We start from the raw sequence: 15869 nt of genomic DNA, 5'->3' as shown, positions 1-15869 counted from the left end.
TTAGGCGCCCCCGGCTGTCCGGTCCACTGTCGCCGGTCGACGCCCGGGTGCCGGGCCAGCCCTCCCGGTTTTGCAAACCGACCACGTTCCGGTCACTTGCGATTGCCCGCCACCTGCTCCACGCTTCCGGCCATCACGATGAATATGCTGCCGCAGCGGCAGGCCGAACCGGAGGGCCGGAAGAGTGAAGATGACCGCTTTTGCCGAAAAATTCTCCCAACAGGCCGGCATCAACAGCCTGATGGATGATTTGGGCAAGGCCATGGCCGGGGATCAGCCCATGATCATGATGGGTGGGGGCAACCCGGGGCACTTTCCGCCGGTTCAGGAACGCCTGGGTGAAGAACTCCAGAAACTGGCCCATGATCCGGAGGCGGTGGCCCGCCTGATCGGTGTTTACGATGCACCCCAGGGCGAGGCGCGGTTCATCCGTGCGCTGAAGGATCTCCTGAATGAAACCTACGGCTGGGGCCTGAGCGAAGAGAATATCGCCCTGACCAACGGCAGCCAGGCGGCCTTCTTCATGCTGTTCAACTTCTTTGCCGGCGAGATGCCGGACGGCAGCCGGCGCCAGATCCTGCTGCCCATGGCACCGGAATACCTGGGTTATGCCGATGCGGGGCTGGGTCCGGATACCTTCCGCAGCGTGCGCCCCCGGATCGACATGCTGGACGCGCACACCTTCAAGTACCGGCTGGATTTCGAAGAACTGGCGCTGGATGAGCAGGTGGGGGCGCTTTGCGTGTCCCGGCCGACCAATCCCACCGGCAACGTGCTGACCGACGAGGAGATCGGCCGGCTTCACGGACTGGCCAGGGCGTGGGATATCCCGCTGATCGTCGACGGCGCCTACGGCAGTCCCTTTCCCGAGCTGATCTATACCCGGGCCCGGCCCTTCTGGGACGAGCAGGTGATCCTTTGCCTCAGCCTGTCAAAGCTGGGGCTGCCGGCCGTGCGTACTGGGATTGTCATCGCCGCGCCCGAGGTGATCCGCGCCCTGAGTGGCACCAATGCCATCCTCAACCTGGCGACCGGCAGCTTCGGTCCCCAACTCACCGAGGGCCTGGTGCGCTCCGGCGAGATCCTGTCGTTGAGTCGCGACCAGGTCCGGCCCTGGTACGAGGCCAAGATGCGCAAGGCGGTGGCCGTGCTTCACGAAGCCTTCGGCGAGGCCTGTCCCTGGTCTGTCCATCAACCGGAAGGGGCCATGTTCCTCTGGCTCTGGTTCCCGGGTCTGCCCATCACCAGCCACGAGCTTTACCAACGCCTTAAGGGCAAGGGTGTCTTGGTGGTTTCGGGGCATTACTTCTTCCCGGGGCTGCCGGACGACGAAGACTGGCCGCATCGCCACGAGTGCCTGCGGGTGACCTATTCGCAGGATGACGAGGCGGTGGCGGAGGGGTTGCGGGTGATCGCCGAGGAAGTCCGGCAGTGCTATTCGGACGCGGGCGTCCGATGATCGAGCAGGGCGGAGGCTGGCCGCTACTGGCGACCACCGAACAGTACCAGGGCCAGTCCCGCTACCGTCGCCGCACCTCCGCCGATGAAGTACCACATGGTCTCGTCGGTAAAGCGGCCGGTAAAGGCCTCATGCGCCTGCTCCATCAGGCCCTGTGAGGCTTGCCAGCCGAGATACAGGGCAATGATGCCGCCGGCCAGTAGGGCAATACCAAGAATGCGAATGGGGCTCATAACGCTTCTCCCATGAACACCGAAGGAGTTGCCCCCCCGGTCTTGTCACCGATTGCTTCCGGGTCGCTGCGCCCGATCATTCCCACGGGAGTGCACCCTTCGCCTACGAGTGTAGTCCTCTCCTGAGACCGCACAGGGCGCGGCCGCCAGGCGCTTTCAGCGCGGGCGGCCGCGTGGGTGAGGCAGGCCAAGGCCCGGTGCATGGTCTAGAGTGCATGCAGCATGGCAGTTCCATGCGCCTATCCACCGAGGCAGCGCCATGTCACAAGGCGAACCATGCAAGATCGTAGACCTCGCATTGCAGGGAGGCGGTGCCCACGGCGCCTTGACCTGGGGGGTACTGGACCGGCTGCTGGAGGATTTGCGTATTCGCATCTCCAGCGTCAGCGGCACCAGTGCCGGTGCCATGAATGCCGTGGTGATGGCGGACGGTCTGGACCGCGACGGCCGGGAAGGCGCACGCAAGGCCCTGGAGGCCTTCTGGAAACAGGTCAGTGATTCGGCACGGTTCTCTCCGGTTCAGCGCAGCCTGTGGGACCGCATGACCAGCAATTACAGCCTGGACAATTCGCCCGGCTACCTGTTCTTCGAGCACCTGACCCGGCAGTTCTCGCCCTACGAACTCAACCCCCTCAACATCAATCCCCTGCGCGACCTGGTGGCCGAAACGGTGGATTTTTCCCGGGTCAACCATTGCGCGGACCTGAAGGTGTTTGTCACCGCCACCAATGTGCGGACCGGGCGCGGCCGCACCTTCACCCAGCCGGAGATCTCCGTGGACTCGGTCATGGCTTCCGCCTGCCTGCCGTTTGCCTTTCAGGCCGTGGAGATCGACGGCGAGGCGTACTGGGACGGGGGCTATATCGGCAACCCGGCCCTCTATCCCCTGGTGGAGGACAAGGCCACGCGCGACCTGATCGTGGTGCAGATCAACCCGTTACGGCGCGAGGCGCTGCCGCGTACGGGCCGCGAGATCATCAACCGCGTCAACGAGATCACCTTCAACGCCAGTCTGATCAAGGAGCTGCGCTCCATCGCGCTGCTGCACCAGCTTATCGAGGCCGAGAAGCTGGAATCGGAACGCTACCGCGATATCTACGTGCACCTGATCCACGCCCACGAGGAGCTCAAGGACCTGGATGCCTCCAGCAAGATGAACGCGGAGTGGGAGTACCTTCTGCACCTCAAGGCGCGCGGCTGGGCGTGGGCGGACCGTTTCCTGGCACACCACTTCGATGACCTGGGTGTTCGCTCGACCTTCGACCTGAGCAGCCTGTTCGAGGACAGCTTCCAGCCGCCCCAAATCCCCGGATCGGACGCCACCACCGGGAAAGGGGAGTAAGGCCGTGCTGGGCATAGTCGTCATCCTGATCACGCTGGGGCTGTTGATCTATCTCGCCTATCGCGGGATCAGCCTGCTGATCCTGGCACCGGCGCTGGCCACCTTTGCGGTGGTGGCCAGCCTCGAGGGCCGGGTGCTGGCGAGTTACACGCAGATCTTCATGGGCAGTACCGCCGACTTCATCGCCCTCTACTTCCCGGTATTCCTGCTCGGCGCGGTGTTCGGGAAGCTGATGGAGGACTCGGGCAGCGCGGAGGTGCTCGCCAACGCCATCATCGAGCGGCTCGGCAGCAACCGCGCCATTCTGGCCGTGGTGCTCTCCTGTGCCGTGATGACCTACGGCGGTGTCTCGCTGTTCGTGGTGGCCTTTGCCGTCTTCCCCATTGCGGCGGCGCTGTTCCGGCAGGCCGATATCCCCAAGCGGCTGATTCCAGCCACCATCGCCCTGGGGGCGTTCACCTTCACCATGACCGCCTTGCCGGGCACGCCAGCCATACAGAACGCCATCCCGATGCCGTACTTCGGCACCTCGCCCTTCGCCGCCCCCGGGCTCGGGGTGATCACCGCGGTGGTGATGTTCTCGCTGGGGATGCTCTGGCTCCAGTACCGTGCCCGGAAGCTCGCGAAGGAAGGCTACGGGGACCATGACGACGCGGATTTCACGCCCGACAAAGAATTGCGCGAACGGGCGGCAGGCGAGGGCTTCGACCTCATGGAGCTTCCGGTCGAGCAGCAACCGGTCGGGCCGCCGCCCATCCTGATCGCCGTGCTCCCTCTGGTGTTGGTGATCGCTATAAACCTGGTGTTCACCTTCCTGATCATCCCGCGCATGGACACCGACTACCTCGCCCTGCCGATCTACGGGGAAACCGCGATCGATCAGGTGCGCGGTATCTGGTCGGTGATCGCCGCGCTGGTGTTGTCGCTGCTGGTGCTGATCGCCACCAACTGGCGCCGCCTGACCGGGCTCAAGCAATCCGTCGACAACGGGGCCAATGCCTCCCTGCTGCCCATCTTCAACACCGCGAGCCTGGTGGGCTTCGGCGCGGTCATCGCATCCCTCGGTGCCTTCCTGCTCATTCGCGACACGGTGGTCGGGGTGGGTGGGGACAACCCGTTGATCTCGCTGGCCATCGCCGTCAACGTGCTGGCCGGCATGACCGGCTCCGCCTCCGGCGGCATGAGTATCGCCCTGTCCACACTGGGCGAGACCTACCTGGAGATGGCGCAGGTGCATGGCATCAACCCGGAACTGCTGCACCGGGTGACCGCGGTCGCCACCGGCGGGCTGGATACGTTGCCCCACAACGGGGCGGTGATCACCCTGCTGGCCATTACCCGCCTGACCCACCGCCAGGCCTATTTCGACCTGGCCATGACCGCCATGGTGGTGCCCTTCGCCTCGCTCGTGGTCCTGATCACCCTGGGCACCCTGTTCGGGAGTTTCTGATCCGGGGTTAGGGGCCAGTTACGCCGATCAGGATGGATGGGGGTACTGCGCTCATTGAGGCTGCGGGTCTGGTCAGTCGCTGAACTCGGGGAAGTTTTCGGGCCGGTTCAGCTGCCAATCGTAAGCGGTGTGGCGGATACGGCGTGCCCGGTCTACGGCCTCAACGACCGCATCTTCGCCGTGAGCGCGCAGCCATGCCTTCACCGAGCCCTGTTCGGCGACAAAGTGCTCCTCGTACCAGTCGAATAACTCGGTGAGATAGAGTGTGTCGCCACGCAGCTCGAAATGCCGCGGGGTGCGCAGGGCACGGCGGGTGTTCTCCGCCAGCAGGGCGTCCACGTTGTCGGGGCGGTAAAGCTCGGTGCGCAGCGGCGGGCAACCGACCGAGGCACAGTTCACGGCGAAGTGCACCCGGGCGTCCTTCCAGCCCAGGGCGCGGTAGTCGTCGCCCAGCAGGATCTCGTTTTCGATCTCCGAGAGGCTGAATTTGCGACCACCGATGTCGAAGTGGTTTTGGCTGAATACCCGGTAGGGATTAAACAGATGGCCGTAGTCGCGGACGCTGCCCACCAGCTCGCCATTGCGGGGGTTGCTGAGGATATGGGCGAGCATGAAGTAGTTGTAGGTATTCAGCCAGAAGGCCACCGCCCGCTGCCGTTCATCCAGGCTGGCACGGTCGAACAGTGCCAGCAGTTGGTCCTGCTCCTGGAGCAGGGCCTCGGTTTCCGGGTGGTCCAGGGCCGCCTGGTAATCGAATGCCGAAACGAGCCCGCCGTTGGGCAACGCCTTTTCAAGGAGATGGCGGTCCAGCAACTCGGCATAGGGCGCGAAAGTCTCGTCGAGGGTCTGGCGCCCCGGTTCCGCGCCCAGGGTGGGGCTGGCGGCGGATGCCCCTACGGCAACGGCGAAGGTGAGGGCGGCGGTGGGCATGTAAAGCGGCCAGGACATCGGTTGGTCTCCCATCACAACAAGCGGCGGGCCTTGCGCTTACGCGGGCCTGAGGGCGGAACGTGGCCGTATGGCCACCTGGGTCAGTGTGAGTAACCTGCCGTCAGCCCACCATTCGCGTAACTACTTACGTGTTTCCCCGTACCAGCGCAGAGGGGCTATCTTTGGCGGGTAGACCCTGGCCCGCAGGCCGGTGTCGCCGGGAGTGATGGGGCAGGTCCCGATAGTGGGTGTATCGATGATGAGCAAGACAGTACCGAAGGTGGCGTACGGTGTTGCGGTGGGCGCGGCGTTCCTGGCCGTTATAGTGGGCCTGAGTGGTTGTGGTGGCAATGGCACTCCCGACCGGCAGGCATTGGAGGAGGCGGTCAGGACGGGCTACGCGGAACGCCCCAGGGGGTGTTTCGACCAGGTCTACCTCCAGTGGGTGAACCGCTTTCCCATCGAGCGCCCGAGCGGTTTGGGCAGCAACGAGGTGGCCCCGATCTTCGATGCGTTGCTTGGGCTGGGTGTGCTGGAGGAGCGGCGCAATGGCGAGATCCGCTACCACCTGACCGACACCGGCGAGCGTTACCACCGAGAGGGCATTGGCCTGTGTTTCGTTGCGCTGGAAGTGGTGCGCCTGCACGACATCTCATCGCCTTTCGAGCTCCAGGGGCGCAAGGTGATCACCGCCGTCGCCGAGTCCCGGACCGAGCTGGCGGGCTTTGCCGACAGCCCGCACTTCGAGACGCTGCTCCAGGCCTCACGCGAGCACTGGGCGCGGTCGGTGGGCAGCCCCCGTCTGGACGAACTGGTCGCGCATCATGAACAGGGGCAGCCCTTCACCGAGGAGATCACCTTCGTGAGGCAGGACGACGGCTGGTCGGTGGTCGAACGCTAGCCAGGGCTATTGGGCGGCGGTGCAGGCGATTGGAGAAAATGGCGGTCATCTGCCAACATGGGGCAGGCCCGGAGCGGGAGAATCAGGGAGGGGGACAATTGATGCACATTCGTAAAGGGATGCTGGTCCTGTGGGTGCTGGCGCTGCTGGTCGCTGCCCCGGCCCATGCCCTGGACGGGGCGACCGTCGATCGCTGGTTGAACGCCCTGCAGGCGCTGGACGAATGGGCGGAGGAAGAGGCCGACGATCTAGAGCGGGAGTTGCGGGCGATGGACGATCCCGGCGATATGGCGCCGGGGGAGTTCGGCCGCGTGATGGCGGAAGCGGCCAGGCAGCACGCGGCGGTGCAGGAGCTCATGCAGCGCCACGGCTTCGAGGATGCCCAGGCGTGGGCGCGGACCAGCAACCGCATATTCAACGCCTTTTATGCCCTGGAGATGGAGCGGATGGCACCGGAGATGGAACGGGAACGGCAGCAGGCGCTGCGGGACCTGGAGGAGAGTCCGCACCTCACTGAGGAGCAGAAGGCGCAGATGCGGGAGGCGTTGGAGCAGCAAAAGCAGATCATGGCCGACGCGGTGCCCGAGGTGCCCGAACAGGATCTGCAGGCCGTTCGTGCGCGTGAGGAATCACTGAGGGCGTTTTTCGAACGCTGATTGGTCCGGGGAGCGGCCCGTTCCCCCGCTTGTCTCCGCGCGGGCAACGTGGCAGTCTTCGGTATTACTGTTACCGATCAGACAACGATGCGGCCCCTATACGGCAGGGTGGTCTACCCCGCCGCGTGGGGGCCCATTTTTTATGTGGGAACGATTTAATGAGCGAAAGACCGAATATTGTCATTTCCACTTTGGATGCGGACCGGCTTTACGATTTGCTGGACTCGCTGCCGGCGGGCGGCGTTCCAAGCAAGGCTGAACTCAAGGCGGAGCTGGAACGGGCGGAAATCGTGGAGCCAGAGGATATCCCGCCCACCGTGGTGTCCATGAACTCCACGGTGCGCTTCCGCGTGGCCTCTTCCTCCGAAGAGTTTACCCTGACGCTGGTCTATCCCAAGGATATGGATGCCACCAGCGGCAAGATCTCGGTGCTGGCCCCGGTGGGCAGTGCGCTGCTGGGACTCTCCCAGGGCGACGAGATCGAGTGGCCGAAGCCGGGCGGCGGTGTGCTGCGGGTCCGCATTGAGGAGATCCTGTACCAACCGGAGCGCTCTGGCGAGTACCACCGGTAACGGCTTGGATGCACTCATAGGCGGGTCACGACGTGCCAGATCGCTGCCACGAAGGCGAGGGTGGCCAGGGTGCTGATATTGACCGGGGGGTAGTCCGGCTCCCACTGCCAGATGCCGATACCAGCCAACAGGGCGAGACCTATCAGGGCCAAGCAGACCAACGGCGCTACGGAGCCGGCGAGGCCGACCACCAATGATTGCTTCTTTGCCTGCAAGGCCTCCGGCGGTGGGAGCGGCTTTCCGTCCAGGATGAAACTCGCCAGCGCATCCCAGTTATCCTCGCTTAGCGCGGCGCTGTGGGCCCCGCGCACATAGTGGACCTGGGCCACCGCGGGCGTTCTCGGCTCCCGAAAGCCGTCATGCCCGGCGCTTCCCAAGTCCTGCCACTCCACCATCTCCAACGCTTTCGGGAAGATGGCGACCACCCAATCGCTTGTGGCTACATAGTTTAGAACCCGTTGGACCTGCCCCCGTTCAATGGCCTCACCCCATGGGTAATGGGTGGGCACCACGCTGCCGGCGAATACCACATTGTGGAAACGGCATGAGGGATAATCGCGGAGTGCTCGCGCCAGAAGATAGGTGCCGTTGCTATGCCCGATAAAGGAGAATCGGGCATTCGGCCAACGGGCCAGTGCCTCGGTGTACTGGTCCATTAGCCACTCCACTTTCTCCCTGCGTTTATGCAGCATCAGGAAAGGGAGCATGGGGAAATAGCCGTAGCTTGAGGTGGCGGTGGCGATTCGCAATCCGGCCCCACCACGCTGTTGGGCCAAAGACTGCACCCGGCGCGCAATCTTGTGGGTCCAGTAACCGCGGTCGCGTATGCCGTGGATTACAAACACCACGTCCCGCACCGTTTCGTCGCTGTCGGCGGGGGCATGGTCATGGGGCAGAACCGACTCGGCTTTGAGCGCCTCAACGGGTGCCAGAAGCGCCTTCAGGATCTGACTGGCCCGCGCCTGTCCCCGGGTGCATGCGCCGGCTGCCGTGGGTGTCGCTAGTGGTTCCGGGTCTGCCACCCTAATTACGTTGCCATGGCCGGAGTGGGGCACGTCGAGGTAGACGAAATCCCGGCCCGATACCAGATCAACGTTGTCTTCCGGGGCGACTATGTCATCGATAGACCCCAAGAGTTGGATCGTGAGTGCATCTCCATAACCGCGCTCTCGTGCAAAACGGCGCATCCACAGCCATTGCACTCGTAGTTGCGTGATGAAAGAGGCGCCCCGCCGGATGCAAAAGATAGCTGGCGGCCTGCGCTTGATAAGCCACAGTAGGGCACCTACCCAGGTGCCGATGGTCCAGTAGATGGCTTTGAACAACGAGAGGTGGTGGGAGATGCGCCATCCGCGGTTCATACCAGCCAATAGCACGAGCCGCTCAACCTTCGCCGCCCAAGGTCGGCCGGTCCTATGCATTATTGTCGGGTCGAATGGGGCCTTCGGCGTTTCGCCGCAAGCTACGACATAGACCTTCCGTGCGAGAAGAGCACCGTAGCTGTGCCCGATCAAAACGATGCGCTCGATCTCGCCGTTGGAGGCGACCCACTGTCGGTCTATGCCGGTCACGATTTCGTTCGCTATAGCCACTGGGTCGGACAGGGAAGCGTACCCCAACGGAAGCGGTGGCACGAAGAATTCGGCATCACGGTATTGCGGTTGCCGCTGAAGGAGTTCCACCAGATCGTCCAGCGACGCGGGGGTCTTGCCGAACGCGTGCAGAAGAACGACGAGGGTGCTACGCGAGTGTTCGCCATCTTGGCGGCTGCTGCCTGGTTGCGACTCAGATTCCATGGCTTTTCTCCATTGGCCACGCCTTGAAGCCAATATAGATCACCGCCACGGCGTAACTCACCGCCAGGCAGACGAGCAAGACGCCCGCGTGCACTGCAGCACTTGAGTAAAGGGCTAAGCTTTCAGGCAGGTGGGGCCCATTATGGCGGGGCCTCAGCTCCAATCAGGCTGTGGCAGGGAGCAGTACCCGTGAACAAGACAGCGGTCAAAAGCCTGCAGCGCATCCTGCGCGATGCGGGAACCTACAGCGGCAAGATCGATGGCCTGCGCGGACCGCTCACCAATAAGGCGGTGAACGGCATGATCGAGGCCCGTCGGGATGGTTTTCCCGACGCTGTCGAGGGCTGGTCCGCGCGGCGGCGTGCCGTGGCCTGCCTCCAGCGGGGTGCCCTGGACCGCGACATCGAAGCCGGGCCGGTGGACGGCCTATGGGGCCCGCAGACGGACTTTGCCGCCGACTCGCTCGCCACGCTGTTCGAGACGGGGGAACCGCCACCCGCCTGGCGCGACGAGCCGGTGGTCGACGTCAATCCCAACGGCTGGCCGCGCGAGGCCGCGCTCATCGAGGCCTTCGGCAGCCCCTGCGAGGCGAACCTCGTGCGCGTACCCTGCCCGTGGACCCTCTCACTGGCCTGGGACCTGCGTACCACCTGCGATCATATCGGTTGCCATGAGCGGGTGGCCGAAAGCCTGCGCCGGGTGCTGGAGCGGGTGTACGCGCACTATGGCGAGGAGCGCCTGCGTGAGCTGCGCCTGAACCGTTACGGTGGCTGCTACAACTGCCGGCGCAAGCGCGGCGGCAGTAGCTGGTCCACCCACGCCTGGGGGGTGGCCATCGACTGGGATCCGGATCAGAATAAGTTGCGCTGGGGCCGCGACCGCGCCCGCCTGGCACGCCCCGAATACGACCCCTGGTGGCGGTTCTGGGAGGAGGAGGGCTGGGTGAGCCTCGGTCGCGCCCGGAACTTCGACTGGATGCACGTGCAGGCGGCCAAGCCCTGATCAGAGCCGCCGCGGCAAGCAACAGGCGGGAAGCCGATGGCGGGATGTGGACTGGTGTTGCCCGGGGGCGGCGCGCGCGGCGCCTATCAGGTGGGCGTGCTGAAGGCCGTGGCGGCGCTCACGCCCAGGGACCGCGGCAATCCCTTTCCAGTCATCATCGGCACCTCGGCGGGCGCGATCAACGCCGCAGTGCTGGCCTGTTATGCCACCCATTTCCAACGCGGCGTGGCGAATATGGAGGCCGTCTGGGCCAACTTCCGCTGCCAGCACATCTACCGCACCGGCTGGCGGCACAACCTCACTACCGGGCTGCACTGGATGGCGGCCATGGCGCTGGGGGGGCTGGGCGGTCACAACCCGCGTTCACTGCTCGACAACGAACCCCTGGCCGAACTGCTGCGCCGCAACCTGCCGCTGGACGGCATCCGTATGGCCATCCACCGCGGCGCGCTGCGTGCTGTGGGGGTGACCGGGGCGGGCTATACCTCCGGACGGGCGGTGACGTTCTTTCAGGCCGCACCGGATGTGGAGGGCTGGCTGAAGGGCAAGCGGGTGGGTCGGCCAGTGCGACTCGGCGTGCAGCACCTGCTGGCCTCAAGCGCACTGCCCTTCATCTTCCCCGCCCGGCGCGTGGGTCACGAATACTTCGGCGACGGTGGCCTGCGTCAGACGACGCCGCTCAGCCCCGCTATCCGCCTGGGCGCGGACCGGCTGTTGATTATCGGCACCCGGGATGCCCACCCCGATCCGGAGCCGCCCGCCGATGTGCCCTATCCCTCCATGGGGGATATCGGCGGCGCCCTGCTGGATATCATCTTTATGGACCACCTGCAGACCGACCTGGAACGGCTGGAACGCATCAACCGGACGCTGCGCCAGGTCGCGCCGGAACACCGGGCGGCCGTGGGCCTGAAGCCCATCCGTTGGCTGGAGATCCAGCCCAGCACCGACCTGCGGGAGATCGGCTCGCGCCACATGCACCGGGTGCCGCCCAGCGTGCGGGCCCTGTTCCGCGGCGTCGGCGCCTGGGGCCCGGGCCGGCTGCCCAGCTACCTGCTGTTCGAAGCGGAATACTGCCGCGAGCTCATCGACCTGGGCTACCAGGACGCCATGGCCGTGCGCGGGGAATTGCTGGCGTTGATCCAGGACAGCCCTGAGGCGGCCTAACCCCAAAGCGCCTGCCAGGCCAGGCGCAGGGCCAGCAGGGTGAGCAGGACCTGGAACACCCGGTGGAAGCGCTGGTCGCTGAAGCGGCGCAGCAGGTGGATGCCCACCCAGGTGCCGATGGCGCCGGCGATGATCATCACCCCGATCAGGCCAATCCAGTCCCGGAAGGCAAAGCCGGCGAAGCCGAAGACCACCGCCTTGGGCGCATGTTGGAGCGTCATGGCAGCAGCGAAGGTGGCGACGGTGGTGAGCCGGTGGCTGGCCTGCTGCTGTTTGATGAAGGCGGCCACCAGCGGGCCGGTAGCACCGACGAACAGCGAGAGGAAACTGGTGGCGGTGGAGGCCAGGAAGGTGCCGGTGGCGCCAAGCGCGCGCCGGGGCACCGGCGGCCCCCAGACCAACAGCAGGATGAAGCCGGCGATGGCGATCTGGATGGTGGCCAGCGGCAGGCCCACCAGCAGCCGGCTGGCGAGCCAGGCGCCCAGCACCACCCCGGGCGCGAAAGCGGCGATGGTGCGCAGGTCGATATGGCGCCACATCATGAGTGCACGGCCGGCGTTGGAGCCCAGTTGCACCAGGCCGTGAACGGGGATGATCGCCCCCGCCGGGAGCGTGAGCGCCAGCAGCGCCAACAGCACGACCCCACCACCCGCCCCCAGTGCGGCCGTGATCATCGAGGTGAGGGCGGCGGCGAGAATGAGGCCACCGGCAATCGCGGGCGAGAGCGTGGCGGGTATCCAGGACTCAATCATTCGTGACAGTATGCACGGAGGCGCCATGGCCAGGCTATGGAGAGCAGGGTGTAAGGAGTGGGAAGGGAATGGCATCCGGTGTGTTGAAGGGGGTGGTGCGGGCGATGCGGCCCCCGTTTCTGCTGTTATCCCCCCTGTGCGTGCTGCTGGGCATCGCTACGGCCGTGGAGGTCGGCGTCACTCCGGACCCGCGGCTTGCCACCCTGGTGGTGCTGGGCGCCTTGCTCGCGCATGGCGCCACCAACCTGCTGAATGAGTACCATGATTTCCGCTCCGGGCTGGATCTGCGGACCACCCGCACCCCCTTCAGCGGGGGCAGCGGCGCGCTGCCGGCCCAGCCGGCCGCCGCGCCAGCGGTGTTGATGGCGGCGCTGGCCGGGGTGGGCCTGAGCATCGCCCTCGGCGTTTATTTGACGTTACAGGCGGGGCCCGGCCTGTTGCTCGTCGGCCTGCTGGGTGTGGTCCTGATGGTCGCCTATACGCCACTGATCACCCGCTCCGCACTGCTGTGTCTGATCGCCCCCGGCCTTGGCTTCGCCCTGATCCAGATCGGCACCCACTATGTGCTCACCGCCCGTTTCAACCCTGAACTGTTTTGGGTGGCCCTGACACCGCTGTGTCTGGTCAGCGCGCTGCTGCTGATCAACCAGTTCCCGGACGTGGAGGCGGACCGGGCGGTCCAGCGCGGCCACCTGCCGATCCGGCTGGGTCGCCCGCGGGCCGCCCGGGTGTTCGCGGTGCTGGTGGGCGGCGCCTACGTCGCGCCTGTGGCTGCCGTGGGGGTGGGCGGGTTGTCAGCGGGGTTGCTGTTGGCCCTGCTGCCCATGCCCGTCGCCGGACTGGTGGCGGCGCGGGTCATGCGCCTGGCGCGTCGCCCGCAAGCGCTGACGCCCTGGTTGGGGGTGAATGTGGCTGTGGTGCTCACCACCTTACTGCTGCTGGCGCTGGGGTTGCTGCTGGTCTGATCGCCCGCCCCCACCATCACTGCGCGAAGGGCCACCCCCACCATCACTGCGGGAAAGGCCACCCCCACCGTCACTGCGGGAAAGGCCACCCCCCACCGTCACTGCGAGAAAGGCCACCCCCCACCGTCACTGCGAGGAGGCGAAGCCGACGTGGCAGTCTACCGCCCTGGATCGCCACGGGCCTTCGGCCCTGGCGATGACGGGGGAGGGTGGCCTGTAATGATTGGAGGCGACGTTCTTCACTGACGGCGGGCGGAACTTCTCTGTGTTTTCTTAATTCTATTCGTATTCAATGATCGATAGGTAATAGCTATTTATCTGCCTTTAGTAAGGAAACCGCCCCCATGGGCGTTTGCGCTCTACCGCCCCTTATAACCCTTTAAAAATAATGAAAATGCATTCGTTGACGGCGGCGATAGCTGTCCTAGACTCGAAGCAAGAAAAGGCGCATTAATAATAAGTCCCCATGGGTCCGAGGGCGGCACCGGGCACGTGTCGGGGAAACGGCGAAAGGAGAAGGTATTATGGCTTCCTATTTACACCCTGGGGTCTATATCGAGGAAATACCCAGTGGTTCCAGGCCTATTGACGCGGCAGGGACGTCCACCGCCGCTTTCATCGGCTACACCACCCGGGGGCCGGTCGACGAACCGACCTTCATCACCAGTTGGGAAGACTACGAGAACATCTTCGGGGGCATCCGCGAGGTAGAGGACTCGGTTAGCGGTATTGATTCGATGAAGAATGCCAGGCTCGGCCAGGAGATCGACACCCTCGGCCTGTCGGTGTTCGCCTATTTTCAGAATGGCGGGGGCAAGGCCTACATCATCCGCACCGCCAGTGACACAAAGGTGGCCGACGGTGCACTGGAGGACTCCGGCACCGACCTGATTGGGTTCGAGGCGGTCAATCCCGGAACCTGGGGCAACCGGCTGCGGGTCCGCCTCACAGCCAAGCCGGACGCCAGCGATTCCCGTTTCACCGTGGAGATCGGCCGCGGGGATGGCGATGACTTCGTCGCCGACGAGACTTTCACCGACGTCTCGCTGGAGAAGGGGGATAACGATTATCTCACCACCGTCCTGAAGGAGGGCTCGGAGCTGCTAAGGGTCAGCGACGAGGACGATATCGCCGATGCGGTCGCGGTCATTAACGCTGCCGGAACGGACGGTGTCAGCGTGGAGATGACCGGCGGCGAGGACGGGACACCCGGTGGCGCCAATGAATACACCGGTATCTTTTCGAAGCTTCTGAAATACCGGGATATCAACATCATTCTGCTGCCCGATCAGACCTGGGGAGGCGCAGGGCAGGGGATCATTGAAAGCGCCATCAGTCATTGCGAGACCATGAAAAACCGCATGGTCATCTTCGATCTGCCTCCCGGCCAGGAGCTGGAAAAAGAAAAGGACGTGACCGACCTGGCGCTGACCACCTCGACGTACGCGGCCACCTATTACCCCTGGGCGCTGGTCAGCAACCCGCACTACAACCCCGACACCAACCCGGGCGCGGAACGGATGGTGCTGGCGCCGGCGGGCGGCTTTGCCGCAGGGCAGTGGGCACGAACGGACGGCCGTCGGGGGGTGTGGAAGGCCCCGGCGGGGGTTGAGACGAACCTTCTGGGCATCAGAAAGCTGCTCTACACGGTCGAGGACGCCGAGCAGCAGTACCTCAACCCGTTGGGTGTCAACGCCCTGCGCCAGTTGCCCAACTACGGATCGGTGATTTGGGGCTCGCGCACGCGGGCCACCCGCGCCAACCCGGAGTGGCGCTACATCCCGGTGCGGCGCACCGCCATTTTCATCGAGGAGAGCATCTTTCACGGCATCCATTGGGCGGTCTTCGAGCCGAACGACCACCGCCTGTGGTCGGCCCTACGCACGAATATCGAATCCTTCCTGGGCGGGCTCCACCGCTCGGGGGCCTTCCAGGGTGAGAAGGCCAGTGATGCCTACTTTGTGCGCTGCGGTCTCGGGCAGACCATGCGCCAGGGCGATATTGATCGCGGCCAGGTGATCGTCGAGGTGGGCTTTGCGCCGCTCAAGCCGGCGGAGTTCGTCATCGTGCGCATTCAGCAGAAAGTCGGCCAACAGTAAGGGAGCATACTCATGGCAGCCCCGCTTTTTCCGGTGAACACCCACCGTCACGATCCGTACCGCACGTTCAAGTTCCAGATCCTGATCGACGGCCAGCCCGTCGCCGGGCTTAAGAAGATGAGCGCACTGAAAAAATCCACCGAGTCGGTGGCCTGGCGCACCGCGGGTGACCCTTCCCACGAGCGCCAGCTTCCGGGCGGCACCAGCTACGAGGCGGTGACCCTGGAGCAGGGCCTGACCCACGACCCGGTGTTCGAGAACTGGGCCAACCTGGTGAACAACATCGAGGGTGATGGCGGCATGTCGCTGCGGAATTTCCGCAAGGACATCATCATCAACGTGCTCAATCTGCAGGGTCAGGTAGCCATCTCCTACAAGGTGTTCCGGGCCTGGGTCTCCGAGTTCCAGGCCTTACCGGAGCTGGACGCCGGCACCATGAACGCCGTGGGCATCCAGACCATCACGCTGCAGCACGAAGGCTGGCAGCGCGACACGTCGGTCCCGGAGCCTGCAGAGACCTGATTTCGCAACCCGATAACGGGTGG

Annotated in this window: 15 protein-coding genes; 11 read left to right on the top strand and 4 right to left on the bottom strand. The window is 64.8% G+C overall.

The features are described from left to right. Nucleotides 1-190: 190 nt before the first annotated feature. On the top strand, nt 191-1459 hold the full coding sequence (locus MLG_RS09035) for a valine--pyruvate transaminase (protein WP_232209314.1): 1269 nt from the start codon (nt 191-193) through the stop codon (nt 1457-1459). 23 nt (nt 1460-1482) lie between these two features. Here the strand turns inward: MLG_RS09035 and MLG_RS09030 are convergent, their stop codons facing one another. Continuing rightward, the gene (locus MLG_RS09030) at nt 1483-1692 is read right to left on the bottom strand and encodes a DUF3185 family protein (protein WP_011629510.1); all 210 of its coding nucleotides are present in this window, start codon (nt 1690-1692) and stop codon (nt 1483-1485) included. Nucleotides 1693-1951: 259 nt separating this feature from the next. Here MLG_RS09030 and MLG_RS09025 point away from each other — a divergent pair, with 259 nt between their 5' ends. Both MLG_RS09025 and MLG_RS09020 read left to right on the top strand, forming a co-directional pair. Beyond that, entirely contained in the window at nt 1952-3034 is a 1083-nt protein-coding gene (locus tag MLG_RS09025) for a patatin-like phospholipase family protein (protein WP_011629509.1), read from the top strand. A gap of 4 nt (nt 3035-3038) precedes the next feature. Further along, on the top strand, nt 3039-4484 hold the full coding sequence (locus MLG_RS09020; protein ID WP_011629508.1) for a GntP family permease: 1446 nt from the start codon (nt 3039-3041) through the stop codon (nt 4482-4484). 72 nt (nt 4485-4556) lie between these two features. Here the strand turns inward: MLG_RS09020 and MLG_RS09015 are convergent, their stop codons facing one another. Continuing rightward, entirely contained in the window at nt 4557-5432 is an 876-nt protein-coding gene (locus tag MLG_RS09015) for a DUF547 domain-containing protein (RefSeq protein WP_011629507.1), read from the bottom strand. A gap of 241 nt (nt 5433-5673) precedes the next feature. Between MLG_RS09015 and MLG_RS09010 the strand changes: the two genes are divergently transcribed. The 3 genes from MLG_RS09010 (at nt 5674) to rnk (ending at nt 7543) form a co-directional block, all read left to right on the top strand. Next, nucleotides 5674-6315 carry a hypothetical protein gene (locus tag MLG_RS09010; protein ID WP_156774663.1) on the top strand — a complete coding sequence of 214 codons (642 nt, stop codon included), beginning with the start codon at nt 5674-5676 and terminating at the stop codon, nt 6313-6315. A gap of 101 nt (nt 6316-6416) precedes the next feature. Beyond that, nucleotides 6417-6971 (top strand): hypothetical protein, encoded by a 555-nt coding sequence (locus tag MLG_RS09005; protein WP_011629505.1) that lies wholly within the window; start codon nt 6417-6419, stop codon nt 6969-6971. A gap of 158 nt (nt 6972-7129) precedes the next feature. Then, a complete protein-coding gene (gene rnk / locus MLG_RS09000) occupies nt 7130-7543 on the top strand; it encodes a nucleoside diphosphate kinase regulator (protein WP_011629504.1) in 414 nt (137 codons plus the stop codon). 14 nt (nt 7544-7557) lie between these two features. Here rnk and MLG_RS08995 read toward each other — a convergent pair whose 3' ends face one another. Continuing rightward, nucleotides 7558-9339 carry an esterase/lipase family protein gene (locus MLG_RS08995; RefSeq protein WP_011629503.1) on the bottom strand — a complete coding sequence of 594 codons (1782 nt, stop codon included), beginning with the start codon at nt 9337-9339 and terminating at the stop codon, nt 7558-7560. 189 nt (nt 9340-9528) lie between these two features. Here MLG_RS08995 and MLG_RS08990 point away from each other — a divergent pair, with 189 nt between their 5' ends. Both MLG_RS08990 and MLG_RS08985 read left to right on the top strand, forming a co-directional pair. Next, complete coding sequence (locus MLG_RS08990; protein WP_011629502.1) at nt 9529-10341, top strand: M15 family metallopeptidase; 813 nt, start codon at nt 9529-9531, stop codon at nt 10339-10341. A gap of 36 nt (nt 10342-10377) precedes the next feature. Then, on the top strand, nt 10378-11508 hold the full coding sequence (locus tag MLG_RS08985) for a patatin-like phospholipase family protein (RefSeq protein WP_011629501.1): 1131 nt from the start codon (nt 10378-10380) through the stop codon (nt 11506-11508). Here the strand turns inward: MLG_RS08985 and MLG_RS08980 are convergent. Further along, nucleotides 11505-12260 (bottom strand): TSUP family transporter, encoded by a 756-nt coding sequence (locus tag MLG_RS08980; protein WP_011629500.1) that lies wholly within the window; start codon nt 12258-12260, stop codon nt 11505-11507. The two genes, MLG_RS08985 and MLG_RS08980, sit on opposite strands and share 4 nt — an antisense overlap. 68 nt (nt 12261-12328) lie before the next feature. On the opposite strand from MLG_RS08980, the gene MLG_RS08975 reads away from it, so the two are divergent. The 3 genes from MLG_RS08975 (at nt 12329) to MLG_RS08965 (ending at nt 15846) form a co-directional block, all read left to right on the top strand. Next, nucleotides 12329-13225, top strand: a complete 897-nt coding sequence (locus MLG_RS08975) for a prenyltransferase (RefSeq protein ID WP_011629499.1) — start codon at nt 12329-12331, stop codon at nt 13223-13225. A 524-nt stretch (nt 13226-13749) separates the two neighbouring features. Then, nucleotides 13750-15324 carry a phage tail sheath family protein gene (locus MLG_RS08970; RefSeq protein WP_011629498.1) on the top strand — a complete coding sequence of 525 codons (1575 nt, stop codon included), beginning with the start codon at nt 13750-13752 and terminating at the stop codon, nt 15322-15324. A 12-nt stretch (nt 15325-15336) separates the two neighbouring features. Continuing rightward, entirely contained in the window at nt 15337-15846 is a 510-nt protein-coding gene (locus MLG_RS08965; RefSeq protein ID WP_011629497.1) for a phage tail protein, read from the top strand. Nucleotides 15847-15869 lie beyond the last annotated feature (23 nt).

The organism is Alkalilimnicola ehrlichii MLHE-1 (genome assembly GCF_000014785.1).
Classification (GTDB): domain Bacteria; phylum Pseudomonadota; class Gammaproteobacteria; order Nitrococcales; family Halorhodospiraceae; genus Alkalilimnicola; species Alkalilimnicola ehrlichii.
Note: the sequence above shows the minus strand (reverse complement) of the source record. Positions and strands in the feature narration are given on the sequence as shown.